Consider the following 12199-nt stretch of genomic DNA (forward strand, 5'->3'; position numbering starts at 1 on the left):
GCGCCAACCATGAGCTTCGACACCGCCTTCATGCTCAGCACCTTGCCGGCCTTCCTCAAGGCCGTGGGCGTGACCTTGCAGGTCGGGCTGATCGCCATTGTCACCTCGTTGCTGGTGGCCCTGGTCAACGCCACCTTGCTGGTACTGCGCATCCCGTACCTTTGGCGCCTGGTCAAGGGCTACGTGGAGCTGGCACGCAACACGCCGTTGCTGATCCAGTTGTTCTTCGTCTACTTCGCGCTGCCGAGCCTGGGGCTGAAAGTCTCCGGCTTCAGCGCGGCGATCATCACCATGACCTTCATGGGCGGCGCCTATCTCACCGAGGTGCTGCGCGCCGGGGTCGAGGCGGTACCTGCGGCGCAGCTGGAGTCGGGGCGCGCCATCGGCCTGTCCGAAGGCCAACTGTTGCGCCATGTGATCCTGCCCCAGGCTGGCATCCTCAGCCTGCCGGCGCTGTTCGCCAATTTCGTGTTCCTGCTCAAGGAAACCACCGTGGTTTCGGCGGTGGCGGTGCCGGAGATCCTCTACACCACCAAGAACTACATCGCCCTGTACTACAAGACCTACGAGATGCTCGCCGTGCTGACCCTGCTGTGCGTGCTGATCTTCCTGCCGCTGTCGCTGCTGCTGCGCTACCTGGAACGGAGGCTGCAACATGGCCAGTACGGGCTTTGAGCTGTTGCAGGTGTCGTTGCCGCAACTGGCGGCCGGCGCTGGACAGACCCTGGCGATCTCGGCGTTGGGCATTGTCTTCGCGACCGTCGGCGGCGTGTTCTACGGTGTGTTGGCGAGCCTCGGCAATCGGCTGCTGAATGCCTTGTTGCAGGTGTATCTCGAGCTGTTCCGGGCGATCCCGGTGCTGGTCTGGTTGTACCTGGTGTTCTTCGGCCTGCCGATCTTCTTCGGCCTGAGCATTCCCGGTTTCTGGTGCGCCGTGCTGGTGCTGGGCCTGTGGGGCGCCAGCGAGGTCGGCGAAGTGGTGCGTGGCGCGTTGCGCTCGCTGCCCCGTGGCCAGCGCGAGGCGGGGCTGTCGATCGGCCTGTCCGGCTGGCAGTTGTACGGCTACGTGCTGCTGCCCCAGGCGCTCAAGCGCATGACCCCGCCGACCATCAACCTCTACACGCGCATCGTCAAGACCAGCTCGCTGGCGGTGCTGATCGGCGTGGTCGAGGTGATCAAGGTCGGCCAGCAAATCATCGAGCGCACCTACGAGTCGGTGCTGATCTACGGCGCGCTGTTCCTGTTCTTCTTCCTTGTCTGTTATCCGCTGTCCGCCGCCTCGCGGGTGCTGGAGCGGCGTTGGGCCCACGCATGAACCCACTGATCGAGTTCCAAGGTTTCAATAAATTCTTCGGCCAGCACCAGGTGCTCGCGGACATCGACCTGCAGGTGCACGCCGGCGAGGTGGTGGTGATCCTCGGCCCCAGCGGCTGCGGCAAGAGCACCCTGCTGCGTTGCCTCAACGGGCTGGAGGCAGCTCAAGGCGGCAGCCTGCGGCTGGCCGGCGAGGAACTGCTCGGGCCGGATACCGACTGGCGCCAGGTGCGCCAACGGGTCGGCATGGTGTTCCAGAGCTACCACCTGTTCGGCCACATGAGCGTGCTCGACAACCTGCTGCTCGGCCCGCTCAAGGTGCAGAAGCGTGAGCGCGCCGAAGCCCTGGCCCAAGCCGAGGCACTGTTGGCGCGGGTGGGCTTGCTGGACAAGCGCGACGCTTTCCCGCGCCAGCTCTCCGGCGGCCAGCAGCAGCGCATCGCCATCGTCCGCGCGCTGTGCATGAACCCCCAGGTGATGCTGTTCGACGAGGTTACCGCGGCCCTCGACCCGGAGATGGTCAAGGAGGTGTTGCAGGTGATCCAGGGCCTGGCCCGCGACGGCATGACCCTGCTCATCGTCACCCACGAAATGGCCTTCGCCCGCGCGGTGGCCGACCGTATCGTGTTCATGGAGGCCGGCAGGATCCTTGAACAGAATCACCCCGAGCACTTCTTCACCCGACCGCGAACCGCACGCGCGCAGCAGTTCCTGGAGAAATTCTCGTTCGTCGAAAGCCTGCCCACGTCATCGCACAAGGAACTGTCATGAAGACTGCCCCGTTCGCCAAACTGCTCGCGCCCTTGCTCGGCCTGGCCCTGCTGGCCGGTTGCAACAAGTCCGAGGAACCGGCCAAGCCCGCCGCCGCGTCGCCGGCCAGCAGCTATCTGGAAACCATCAAGGCCCGCGACAAGCTGATCGTCGGCGTGTTCACCGACAAGCCGCCGTTCGGCTTCGTCGATGAAAGTGGCCGCTATGTCGGCTTCGACACCGACATCGGTCGGCGCTTCGCCAAGGACCTGCTGGGCGACGAGAACAAGGTCGAGTTCGTCGCCGTCGAACCGGCCAGCCGCATTCCGTTCCTGCAGAGCGACAAGGTCGACCTGATTCTTGCCAACATGACCGTCACCCCGGAGCGCAAGGAGGTGGTGGACTTCACCAACCCCAACCTGCGCGTGGCGGTGCAAGCCCTCGTGGCCGACGGCAGCCCGGTGCGCAAGCTCGACGACCTGGCCGACAAGACCATCATCGTCACCACCGGCACCACTGCCGATATCTGGCTGAGCAAGACCCACCCGGACTGGAAACTGCTCAAGTTCGAGAAGAACACCGAGTCGCTGGCGGCCCTGGCCAATGGCCGTGGCGACGCCTACGCCCAGGACAACCTGATTCTGTTCAGCTGGGCCAAGCAGAATCCGGGCTACCGCGTGCTGCCGGAGCTGCTGGGCGATGAAGCACCCATTGCCCCGGCGGTGAAGAAAGGCAACGTCGAGCTGCGCGACTGGGTGAACGCCGAGTTGGCCAAGCTGGGTGAAGAGAAGTACCTGCTCAAGCTGTACGACCAGTACGTGCGCAAGGAGCTGAGCGACGACACCAAGCCAGAGAGCGTGATCGTCGAAGGGGGCAAGTGGCAGGGGTGAGAACCCCCTGCCAGGGCGGCTGGCACCGGCGACGCCGGTGTTCGCCGGCAAGGCCGGCTCCTACTGTTGCTGCGCGGGCACCAGGCGCAACGTGCTCTGCGCCGGAATCACCCCCATCCGTGCCTTGTGGTAGCGCCCGTCGATGTAGTCCTGCGCTTGGTCGCCATAGTGCCGGTCGAACGGCACGCCGCTTTGCCCGACCGGGTTGATGGTCAACGCCGCGCCGGCGTCGGCGAAATCGATCAGGCGCCGGGTCGAGGGGCCATAGGTGACCGGCCAGGGTGCCGGGCCGATCTTCGCCGACAGGTTGTTGGGTACCTCGTGGGTGCCGGGGGCGGCGAACGGGCCCACGTTGAACAGCAGGTTCAGCGGTTTCTGTACCCCCAGCGGATGGTTATGGGTGAGGGTATGGGCCTTGCCCCATTGCCAACTGGCCGGGTCCTGGCCGAAGGTGTTGCGCAGGTGCTTGAGGCTGCGCTGCCAGGCTTGGCGCACGATAGCGGTGCGGTCGGTGTGTTCGTTGCCGCCGCGCTGTTGCCACCAGGGGGAGGCCGGGTCGGCGGCCAGGCGCGGCAGGGCGGCGTCGATGGCGCGGGTGCTGATCAGCACCGGGAACCAAGTGTCGCCCAGTTCGTCGTGCAGAGCGGCGAAAGCCAGCTCGTAGAGGAACTGGTTGAACAGCGTGGCACTGGTGGAGTCCAGCGGGTAGTCGCCGCGCCAGGCTGCCAGTTGTTCGACCAGTTCCTTTTCCTCGTCGCCGTCGGCCACGACGCGCAGGGTAGCCAGCAGCGGCGCCAGGGTACGTGGGCCATAGTCGCTAGCGGTGTCCAGTTGCAGGGCTTGGCTGTTCTGGGTATCCCAACGGATCTCGGCGTTGCCCAGGTGGCGGTCGAGCTGGCGTCCACGGTCGGCCAGGTTGTAGTAGCCGGGTATCGGCATCTGTGCCGGCGGCTGGTAGTTGGCCGAGACGATGTAGCCGCTGGCCGGATTTTCCTGTTGCGGGTTGGCGCTGAACGGGTAGAAGCCCGGTTTGTCGGCCTGATGGCTGCTGCCATCGAGAATGAACGCTGGGTTGACCCCGTCGGGGCGGATCGGCAGGCGCGCTGCGGCCCACCAGCCGATATCGCCGCGGGCGTTGGCCCACACCAGGTTCAGCCCCGGCGCCTGAACCTTGGCTGCCGCCTCGCGCATTTTGTCCAATGTGTCGGCGCGGTTGATCTGGTAGAAGCCTTCGAGGATCGGGTTTTCGGTTTCAAGGAACGCCCACCACAGGGCAATCGGCGTCTTGCCGGCGCTGTCGCCCAGCACGCTGTTGACGATCGGGCCGTGGGGCGAGCGGCGCAGGGTGATGCTGGCGGCTGGCTCGCCCTTGATGGCGATGGACTGCTCGGTCTTCTCCAGCGGCTGCCAGCGGCCATCGACCATCACCTGCTCGGGGTTGTCCGGGTTGGTCTTTTCGGCGATCAGGTCGACGTCGTCATTCTGGAACATGGTCAGGCTCCAGCCGAAATCACGGTTGTGCCCGAGCAGGGCGAACGGGTTGAGTCCCTGGAAGTAGCCATACAGGTTGAAGCCTGGCGCCGACAGCTCGGCCTCGTACCACACTGCCGGCACAGCGAAGCCGATGTGCGGATCGCCCGCCAGCAGCGGTCGGCCACTGCGGGTGCGGCTGCCGGCCAGGACCCAGGCGTTGCTGCCTTCGAACTGCGGGATGCCAGCCTCGCCGAGGGCGTCATGGCTCAATTGCGCGAGCTGTTCGAGGCTGCGCCAGTCGGCGGCGGCCAGGGGCGTTGCCAGGGCGCCGTCGGGTTGCCAGTCGAGTTCGAAGATCTTCAGGTACTCGGGGCCGAGCTGATCGCGAATGTAGGTCAGCGCAGGTTCGGTGCGGAACGCGGCGGCAAAACTGTAGGCCAGGTAGCCGGCGATGCTCAGGGTGTCTTCGGCGGTGAACGGCCGCGGGCTGATGCCCAGCAGGTCGAACTCCATGGGCTTGGGGTGGCTGGCCTGCCACTGGTTCACACCGTCCAGATACGCTTGTAGTGCCTGCCAGGCGGGGGACTGCTGGTCGCTGCGCCGCACCATCAGCGCCGCCTGCTCGCGGATGCGCAGGCTGCGGAACAGGGTATCGGTGGGCAGCAGTTTCTCACCTAGCACCTCGGCCAGCTCGCCCCGAGCCAGGCGGCGCATGATCTCCATCTGGAACAACCGGTCCTGGGCATGCACATAGCCGAAGGCGCGGTACAGGTCCTGTTCGTTCTGCGCCTGCAGGTGCGGCACGCCACGGGCATCGAAGCGTGCGCTGACCGGCGCCTGCAAGCCGGCGACGGCCACCTCGCCCGCGCGCAGGGGTAGCTTGCCCTGCACGTACCAGTAACCGGCGCCAGCGGCGGCCACGGCGATCACCACCGCCAGCAGGGTCAGGCTGCGCTTCATCGAAACTCCTTGTGCACACCAGCGAAAAATGTGGTCCGATCATCGGCGCATTCGCGAACTGAGCATAGTCCCTGAAAGGAGTTTCCATGTCCCTGAGCGAAAAACAGAAGATGTTGGCCGGCCAGCTCTACCACGCCGGTTGTTCCGAACTGCAAGCCGAGCAGATCGCCAACAAGCACTGGATGCACCGTTACAACAGCAGCGTCGAGTTGCTCAACGACGCGCGCCACCGCTTGCTGGTCGAGCATTTCGGCCAGGTCGGCGACGGCGCGGTGATCCGCCCGCCGTTCCATTGCGACTACGGCTACAACATCAGCATCGGCGCCAACAGTTTCATGAACTTCAACTGCGTGATCCTCGATGTGCTGCCGGTGCGCATCGGCGCCGACTGCCAGATCGGCCCGGCGGTGCAGATCTACACCGCCGACCACCCCATGGACGCGGAGCTTCGCCGCGCCGGCCTGGAGAGCGGGCGGCCGGTGAGCATCGGCGACAACGTGTGGATCGGCGGCGGGGCGATCATCCTGCCCGGGGTGAGCATCGGCGACAACGCGGTGGTCGGTGCCGGCAGCGTGGTCACCCGCGATGTGCCGGCGGGGGCGGTGGTGGTGGGCAACCCAGCACGGGTGCGTCAGCCGGCCCAGGGGCAGTAGCAGCCCAGCGCGAGGGTGTTGGAGGCCTGGACCCGGCGCCCTTGTTCCAGTGCCTTGAGGATCGGCTCGATGAAACTGTTGCTCGAGTTGCACACCGCGCCTTCGCTGTAGGGGCCGAAATAAGCGAGGTTGCCTGCGTGGTCCCAGATCGCCACGGCGGGCGTGGCGGGCAGCCGTTCACTGCCGGGCAGGCTGGCCAGGGGCTGGAGGGCGGTGAGGTTGGCGGGGAGCTGGCCGTGGCTGGCGGGCTTTTGCACGACGTAAAAGCGCACGCCCCGTGGCGCGAACTGCGCGACCAGCTCGCCCAGGTGCTGCTGGTTGCCGACATTGCAGGGGCAGGCTGGGTCCCAGAAATGCACCACGCGCAGCGGGCCGGGGCCGGACAGCTCGGTTGGCAGGCGCAGTTGGCTGCCGTCGAAGAAGGTCGCCTGGTTGTCGAATGGGCGCAGGTAGCGGCTCTGGAAGCTGTCGTAGGCCCGCCACAGGGCGGCAGCGCAGAGTAGCAGTGCAAGAAGTGTGAACAGTCGCTTGGCCATAGGTGCCCTGACGCGGTGTACATGGGAGCGGGCTTGCCCCGCGACGGCCTCTGTTCAGCCATCGTTCCGAGCAACTCGCGTGGTTCGTTGGAAAAGGCGCCAAGCTTGCCATGGCGCGGCCCAGAGCTGAATATCGCAGGTCAATACTCGCTGCACTTCGGATCTACCCATGCCTGCCAGTTTTCACCCCGACCTGCTGCGCACCAGCCTGTCGCCTCTTACGGCTCGCCAGCCGTTATCCACCCAGGGCCAGGCCTACCAGCGCTTCTACGGCCTGGACCTGCCCGCGCGCAGCTGGCTGGGCGGCTTCCAGGCGGCGGGTTTCGACCTGGTCGGCCAGGCCTGGCTGCCCGAGCAGGCGCAGGCCACGTTGTTCCTGCTGCACGGCTATTACGACCATATGGGCCTGTACCGCCATGTGATCGCCTGGGCGCTGCGCCAGGGCTTTGCGGTGATCGCCTGCGACCTGCCGGGGCATGGGTTGTCCAGCGGCGAGCGGGCCAGCATCGATGATTTCGGGCGTTACCAGCAGGTGCTCGATGCGTTGTTCGAGCAGGCGCGTCAACTCGGTCTGCCGCGGCCCTGGCACCTGTGCGGGCAAAGCACCGGCGGGGCGATCGTGGTCGATCATCTGTTGCACCATGGCGAACACAGCCCGGCGGATGGCGAGGTGATCCTGCTGGCGCCGCTGGTGCGCCCGCGCGCCTGGCGCTGGTCCAAGCTCAGCTATTGCGTGTTGCGTCACTTCGTCAACGGCATCGAGCGGCGCTTCAACGAGAACACCAATGACCCGGCATTCCTGGCGTTTCTCGAGGCTGACCCCTTGCAGCCACGGCGTTTGCCGACGGCCTGGGTCGGTGCGTTGGTACAGTGGATCCGGCGTATCGAGGCCGCGCCGCGTAGCACGCGGCGGCCAATGATCGTGCAGGGTGAGGCCGACGCTACGGTGGACTGGCCGTATAACCTGCAGGTGCTCAAGGCCAAGTTCGCCGAGCCGCGGATCCTCATGCTGCCCGAGGCGCGGCATCACCTGGCCAATGAGCTACCAGGCATTCGCCAGCGCTACTTCGACTTCATTGGTCAGCGCCTGGGCTGATCAGTTCAGGTCGGCGGCGTTCTGGCCCACCGCCAGGGCGGCGCGTACCGCGGTTACTGCAGCCTTGTAGTAGGCCTGGCCGTCGGCGGACTCGGCGAAGGTGGAGAACGCTTCGAGTTCGGTATCCGAGAGATCGCGGTAAACGTATAGCAAGGTATTGTCGAGGTCTTCGCCCACCTGGTTCATCAGCCGTTGGCGCTGGCCGTCGAGCAGGCTCTGGGCCTGGCCGCCGCCAAACAAGCCGGGCAGCATCGAGCTGAGGCTGTCGGCCGCCACCCCGGCGATGGCCAGGCTGACTTCGGCGCCTGCTTCGCGGGCGGGCAGGGCCCGGGCCAGGTGGCCGATGATCAGCCGGCGGTTGTCGCTGGCCTGGATCTTCGGCAAGCCCTTGGCGTTCTTCGCCAACTGATCCTTGCGCGTGGCCAGTAGCTCGGCGGCGACCACCTTGCGTCCCAAGGGCGACTGGAAGAACGCCAGGGCCGGTGTCGGGTTGCCCAGGTTGGCGCGCAACTGCGCCTGGGCACGGCGGTCCATGGCCTGGGCCTGGAAACGCTGGTTGCTGTTGTTGACCAGCGCCTGGTAGACGGCGGGCGGCAGGCTGTTGCGATAGCGCTGCTGGGCGGCGTTCACGGCATCGTTGAAATGGGCGCGCTGGTCGGGCCAACCGGCGGCTTTGTAAAGTTGGTCGAGGCTGTCCGCCCAGACAGGCATGGTGCAGATCAGCAGCACTAGCAGGGAAAACAAACGGCGCATTCAGGACTCCTGTCGGCAGGCGGCTATTGTCCGTGGCGTGGCGGGGCTTTGTCGAGACGCCAGTGGCGGTTCCTGACCAAGTGGCGCTGTGCGAGTGACGGGCGAATGGATATGATGCGCCATGCACAATCCTTCCGAACATCCGCTGCTGTCGGCCATCGTCGACGACCTGGCCGCCCGTGGCTGGTCGCAGCAATCCCTATTCCTGCCCGCCGAGCTGTCGCGCGCGCTCGCGGCCGAGTGCCGGCGCCGTTACGCCGAGGGTGAACTCAACCCCGCCGGGGTCGGACGCGGCGCCGCGCAGGAGATCCGCGAAGCGATTCGGGGTGACCAGATCCAGTGGATCGACCCTGGGGAGTCGGACGTCTGTGACCGTTACCTGGGTGAGATGGACGGGTTGCGCCAGGCCATCAACCAAGGGTTGTTCCTGGGCCTGGAGGATTTCGAATGCCACTTTGCCCTGTACCCGCCGGGGGCGTTCTACAAGCGCCACCTCGATCGCTTTCGCGACGATGACCGGCGCATGGTCTCCGCCGTGCTCTATCTCAACGAGGGCTGGCAGGCGGCCGACGGCGGGCAGTTGCGCATGTTCCTGGCCGAGGGTGTCGAGCACGACGTGCAACCGCTCGCCGGTACCCTGGTGGTGTTCCTCTCCGGCGATGTGCCCCATGAAGTTCTGCCGGCCGGGCGCGAGCGCCTGTCGTTGACCGGCTGGTTCCGGCGCCGTGGCAATGACCCGTTCTGAGCGACCGAAGGTCCTGGTCAGCGCCTGCCTGCTGGGCCAGCCGGTGCGCTACGACGGCCGGGCCAGTGGCCATCCCGACCTGCTGCAACGCTGGCAGGCCGAGGGCCGGGTGGTGCCGTTGTGCCCGGAGGTGGCCGGCGGCTTGCCGACGCCGCGCCCGCCCGCGGAAATTCCGGGCGGGCAGGGTGGGCAGGTGCTGGACGGTCAGGCCCAGGTGCTCACCGTGACGGGCGAGGACGTCAGCGCGGCGTTCATGGCTGGGGCGCAACTGGCGCTGGCGCTGGTGCGCCGGCATGGCATCCGCGTGGCGGTGCTCAAGTCCGGTAGCCCATCGTGTGGCAACCGGTTGACCTATGACGGCAGCTTCACGGGTGTGAAGGTGACGGGGGAAGGGGTGACCACGGCCCTGCTGCGACGCGAAGGGGTGCAGGTGTTCAGCGAGCTGGAGCTGGACCAGGCCGCGCAGGCCCTTCGTCACACCGACCTGTAGGAGCCAGCTTGCTGGCGAACGGCTCCACAGCGTTTTCAGGGCTGTTCGCCAGCAAGGCTGGCTCCTACGGGAACCACTTCTGTTCCAGCTCGGCCAGGCGCCCATTGTCCTTGAGCCGCTGCAAGGCATTGTTCACCGCGCTCTCGAACGCCGGATTGTCCTTCTGGAATGGAATCACCAGGTGTTGGTCGCCAAAGGGTTGGCTGGCGCTCAATGCAGGTGGGAGTTTGCTTTGTGCATCGGGCTTATCGACGGTGATGTCGACCTTGCCACTCTCCACCCCCGCCAGCGCTTGCGCGGCGGGCGTTTCGATGAACTCGGCGCGCAGGTCCAGTTCTTGGGCCAATGCCTGGCCAAGCTCGATATCGAAACCGCTCAGGTGTTCATCATGCTTGAAGGCATAGGGCGCGGCGTCGCTTTGTACCGCAATGCGCAACTCCCCCCGGTCGTTGATTTCATCGATCAGTTCGGCCTGGGCCAGTGGAGTGAACAATGCTGCCAGCAGTACGCCAATGGTCAAACGCATGAGAGCCCCTTTCTTGTTTGGCAGGTGGGTTTCATCCGCCGGCGCTTTGTGCATGCGCCGGTCGAACGCAGCCTATGACCTCGGTCCAAGCCTTATGTTTGCCATGCTGGGCAAATATTTGCGCGGTGATTTTTGAACCACTCCAGGTGCAGGTGGACTATGGTGAAGTACCGCCGCACTTCGTTTAAGTGATAGCGGTCATTTGAAGTGAATTACAGGAGAAGTGAATGAAAAGCCTATTTTCGCGTGCTGCCGTCGCCGGTCTGCTGATGGGGGTGTCGGTGTTCGCCAGTGCCGCGGATGCCCTGAAGAGCCAGCAGCCACCGGAAGGCGCCAAGGTCTTCATCGTTTCCCCGGCCGACGGGGCCACGGTCGACAAGACCTTCACCGTCAAGTTCGGTATCGAGGGCATGGGTCTGAAGCCCGCTGGCGACCAGACCCCGCACACCGGGCATCACCACCTGCTGGTGGACGTGGACAAGGCGCCGGTCGCCGACATGCCGCTGCCGACCAGCCTGATGCCGGAGAACAACGCCCCCTTGCCTGCCGGCCCGCAAGTGCTGCATTTCGGCAAGGCGCAGACCGAGGCGACCATCACCCTGGCACCGGGCAAGCACACCCTGCAACTGGTGCTGGGCGACATGTACCACGTGCCGTTCAAGCCGAGCGTCGAGTCGCAGAAGATCACCGTCAACGTCAAATGACGCTTGCTCTGTAGACACGCGCAACGGAAAAGGGAGGCCACCAGGGCCTCCCTTTTTCATGCAACTGGCAAACTTAGAACAGTACGCGCGAGCGAATAGTGCCCTTCACATGCTGCAGTTTTTCCTGGGCCAGGTCCGAGTACTCGGCGTCGACGTCGATCACCACGTAACCCACTTTCTCGTCGGTCTGCAGGAACTGACCGGAGATGTTGATGCCGTTCTCGGCGAACACCTTGTTGATTTCGCTGAGCACGCCCGGGATGTTTTCGTGGATGTGCAGCAGGCGGTGCTTGCCCGGGTGGGCCGGCAGGGCCACTTCAGGGAAGTTGACCGACGACACGGAGGTACCGTTGTCGCTGTACTTGACCAGTTTCTCGGCCACTTCCAGGCCGATGTTGGCTTGGGCTTCGGCGGTGGAACCACCGATGTGCGGGGTCAGGATCACGTTGTCCAGGCCACGCAGCGGGCTTTCGAACTCTTCGTCGTTGGAGCGCGGCTCGACCGGGAACACGTCGATGGCGGCGCCGATCAGGTGCTTGTCCTTGATCGCGGCGGCCAGGTGGTCGAGCTCGACCACGGTGCCACGGGCGGCGTTGATCAGGATCGCGCCCTTCTTCATCGCGCGGATTTCCTTCTCGCCGATCATCCACTGGGTGGATGGCAGCTCCGGCACGTGCAGCGAGACGATGTCGGCCAGGCCCAGCAGTTCGTTCAGGCTGGCGACCTGGGTCGCGTTGCCCAGCGGCAGCTTGGTCAGCGGGTCGTAGAAGTACACCTGCATGCCCAGGCTCTCGGCCAGGACCGACAACTGGGTGCCGATCGAGCCGTAGCCGACGATGCCCAGTTTCTTGCCACGGATCTCGAACGAGTTGGCCGCGCTCTTGATCCAGCCGCCACGGTGGCAGGAGGCGTTTTTCTCAGGGATGCCGCGCAGCAGCAGGATCGCTTCGGCCAGCACCAGTTCGGCCACCGAACGGGTGTTGGAGTACGGCGCGTTGAACACGGCAATGCCGCGCTCGCGGGCAGCGCCCAGGTCGACCTGGTTGGTGCCGATGCAGAAACAGCCGACCGCGACCAGTTTCTTCGCACAGTCGAAGACCTCTTCGGTCAGCTGGGTGCGCGAGCGGATGCCGATGAAGTGGGCATCTGCGATCTTTTCCTTGAGTTCGGCGTCTGGCAGCGAACCGGTGAGGTACTCGATATTGGTGTACCCGGCAGCCTTCAGGGTATCCACCGCATTCTGGTGGACGCCTTCAAGAAGAAGGAACCTGATCTTGCTCTTGTCGAGAGAAGTCTTGCTCATCTGCGT

14 protein-coding genes are annotated in these 12199 nt (G+C 65.3%); 9 read left to right on the plus strand and 5 right to left on the minus strand.

Annotated elements, in window-relative coordinates; genetic code table 11:
- Positions 1–9 precede the first annotated feature (9 nt).
- From ACODS5_RS21185 to ACODS5_RS21200, 4 genes are read left to right on the plus strand one after another with little or no spacing between them, the layout of a single operon-like run.
- Positions 10–675 carry an amino acid ABC transporter permease gene (locus ACODS5_RS21185; RefSeq protein ID WP_134692913.1) on the plus strand — a complete coding sequence of 222 codons (666 nt, stop codon included), beginning with the start codon at positions 10–12 and terminating at the stop codon, positions 673–675.
- Positions 656–1315 (plus strand): amino acid ABC transporter permease, encoded by a 660-nt coding sequence (locus ACODS5_RS21190; RefSeq protein ID WP_489109594.1) that lies wholly within the window; start codon positions 656–658, stop codon positions 1313–1315. Before ACODS5_RS21185 ends, ACODS5_RS21190 begins: the two co-directional genes overlap by 20 nt.
- Positions 1312–2085 carry an amino acid ABC transporter ATP-binding protein gene (locus ACODS5_RS21195; RefSeq protein WP_134692915.1) on the plus strand — a complete coding sequence of 258 codons (774 nt, stop codon included), beginning with the start codon at positions 1312–1314 and terminating at the stop codon, positions 2083–2085. The genes ACODS5_RS21190 and ACODS5_RS21195 overlap by 4 nt, the downstream gene beginning before the upstream one ends.
- Positions 2082–2954, plus strand: coding sequence for a transporter substrate-binding domain-containing protein (locus ACODS5_RS21200; protein ID WP_134692916.1), 873 nt, complete (start codon positions 2082–2084; stop codon positions 2952–2954). The genes ACODS5_RS21195 and ACODS5_RS21200 overlap by 4 nt, the downstream gene beginning before the upstream one ends.
- Positions 2955–3014: 60 nt before the next feature.
- On the opposite strand, the gene ACODS5_RS21205 is transcribed toward ACODS5_RS21200, so the two are convergent.
- On the minus strand, positions 3015–5387 hold the full coding sequence (locus ACODS5_RS21205) for a penicillin acylase family protein (protein WP_489109595.1): 2373 nt from the start codon (positions 5385–5387) through the stop codon (positions 3015–3017).
- 86 nt (positions 5388–5473) lie between these two features.
- Here ACODS5_RS21205 and ACODS5_RS21210 point away from each other — a divergent pair, with 86 nt between their 5' ends.
- Positions 5474–6040 (plus strand): sugar O-acetyltransferase, encoded by a 567-nt coding sequence (locus ACODS5_RS21210; RefSeq protein WP_489109596.1) that lies wholly within the window; start codon positions 5474–5476, stop codon positions 6038–6040.
- Here ACODS5_RS21210 and ACODS5_RS21215 read toward each other — a convergent pair.
- Complete coding sequence (locus ACODS5_RS21215) at positions 6019–6576, minus strand: DUF6436 domain-containing protein (RefSeq protein ID WP_134692919.1); 558 nt, start codon at positions 6574–6576, stop codon at positions 6019–6021. The two genes, ACODS5_RS21210 and ACODS5_RS21215, sit on opposite strands and share 22 nt — an antisense overlap.
- A 169-nt stretch (positions 6577–6745) precedes the next feature.
- Here ACODS5_RS21215 and bipL point away from each other — a divergent pair, with 169 nt between their 5' ends.
- On the plus strand, positions 6746–7672 hold the full coding sequence (gene bipL, locus ACODS5_RS21220; protein WP_489109597.1) for a phospholipase BipL: 927 nt from the start codon (positions 6746–6748) through the stop codon (positions 7670–7672).
- Here the strand turns inward: bipL and ACODS5_RS21225 are convergent, their stop codons facing one another.
- A complete protein-coding gene (locus tag ACODS5_RS21225) occupies positions 7673–8425 on the minus strand; it encodes a DUF2059 domain-containing protein (RefSeq protein ID WP_134692921.1) in 753 nt (250 codons plus the stop codon).
- Between the two features lie 121 nt (positions 8426–8546).
- On the opposite strand from ACODS5_RS21225, the gene ACODS5_RS21230 reads away from it, so the two are divergent.
- Positions 8547–9170, plus strand: coding sequence for a 2OG-Fe(II) oxygenase (locus ACODS5_RS21230; RefSeq protein WP_134692922.1), 624 nt, complete (start codon positions 8547–8549; stop codon positions 9168–9170).
- Positions 9157–9660: a 2-thiouracil desulfurase family protein gene (locus tag ACODS5_RS21235; protein ID WP_489109598.1), complete on the plus strand. Its 504-nt coding sequence runs from the start codon at positions 9157–9159 to the stop codon at positions 9658–9660. Before ACODS5_RS21230 ends, ACODS5_RS21235 begins: the two co-directional genes overlap by 14 nt.
- Positions 9661–9724: 64 nt before the next feature.
- Here ACODS5_RS21235 and ACODS5_RS21240 read toward each other — a convergent pair whose 3' ends face one another.
- A complete protein-coding gene (locus ACODS5_RS21240; RefSeq protein WP_489109599.1) occupies positions 9725–10186 on the minus strand; it encodes a transporter substrate-binding domain-containing protein in 462 nt (153 codons plus the stop codon).
- A gap of 227 nt (positions 10187–10413) precedes the next feature.
- Here ACODS5_RS21240 and ACODS5_RS21245 point away from each other — a divergent pair, with 227 nt between their 5' ends.
- Complete coding sequence (locus tag ACODS5_RS21245) at positions 10414–10890, plus strand: DUF4399 domain-containing protein (RefSeq protein WP_134694054.1); 477 nt, start codon at positions 10414–10416, stop codon at positions 10888–10890.
- 73 nt (positions 10891–10963) lie between these two features.
- Here the strand turns inward: ACODS5_RS21245 and serA are convergent, their stop codons facing one another.
- The gene (serA, locus tag ACODS5_RS21250; RefSeq protein WP_134694055.1) at positions 10964–12193 is read right to left on the minus strand and encodes a phosphoglycerate dehydrogenase; all 1230 of its coding nucleotides are present in this window, start codon (positions 12191–12193) and stop codon (positions 10964–10966) included.
- Between the last annotated feature and the right edge of the window lie 6 nt (positions 12194–12199).

Source organism: Pseudomonas sp. FG47, from assembly GCF_057809115.1.

Bases quoted from the DNA above. Each gene is read 5' to 3' on its own strand.
- ACODS5_RS21195 (WP_134692915.1), top strand. From the start codon at position 1,312: ATGAACCCACTGATCGAGTTCCAAGGTTTCAATAAATTCTTCGGCCAG.
- ACODS5_RS21210 (WP_489109596.1), top strand. From the start codon at position 5,474: ATGTCCCTGAGCGAAAAACAGAAGATGTTGGCCGGCCAGCTCTACCAC.
- ACODS5_RS21240 (WP_489109599.1), bottom strand. From the start codon at position 10,186: ATGCGTTTGACCATTGGCGTACTGCTGGCAGCATTGTTCACTCCACTG.
- ACODS5_RS21200 (WP_134692916.1), top strand. From the start codon at position 2,082: ATGAAGACTGCCCCGTTCGCCAAACTGCTCGCGCCCTTGCTCGGCCTG.
- ACODS5_RS21230 (WP_134692922.1), top strand. From the start codon at position 8,547: ATGCACAATCCTTCCGAACATCCGCTGCTGTCGGCCATCGTCGACGAC.
- ACODS5_RS21185 (WP_134692913.1), top strand. From the start codon at position 10: ATGAGCTTCGACACCGCCTTCATGCTCAGCACCTTGCCGGCCTTCCTC.
- ACODS5_RS21245 (WP_134694054.1), top strand. From the start codon at position 10,414: ATGAAAAGCCTATTTTCGCGTGCTGCCGTCGCCGGTCTGCTGATGGGG.
- bipL (WP_489109597.1), top strand. From the start codon at position 6,746: ATGCCTGCCAGTTTTCACCCCGACCTGCTGCGCACCAGCCTGTCGCCT.
- ACODS5_RS21235 (WP_489109598.1), top strand. From the start codon at position 9,157: ATGACCCGTTCTGAGCGACCGAAGGTCCTGGTCAGCGCCTGCCTGCTG.
- ACODS5_RS21190 (WP_489109594.1), top strand. From the start codon at position 656: ATGGCCAGTACGGGCTTTGAGCTGTTGCAGGTGTCGTTGCCGCAACTG.
- serA (WP_134694055.1), bottom strand. From the start codon at position 12,193: ATGAGCAAGACTTCTCTCGACAAGAGCAAGATCAGGTTCCTTCTTCTT.
- ACODS5_RS21215 (WP_134692919.1), bottom strand. From the start codon at position 6,576: ATGGCCAAGCGACTGTTCACACTTCTTGCACTGCTACTCTGCGCTGCC.
- ACODS5_RS21225 (WP_134692921.1), bottom strand. From the start codon at position 8,425: ATGCGCCGTTTGTTTTCCCTGCTAGTGCTGCTGATCTGCACCATGCCT.
- ACODS5_RS21205 (WP_489109595.1), bottom strand. From the start codon at position 5,387: ATGAAGCGCAGCCTGACCCTGCTGGCGGTGGTGATCGCCGTGGCCGCC.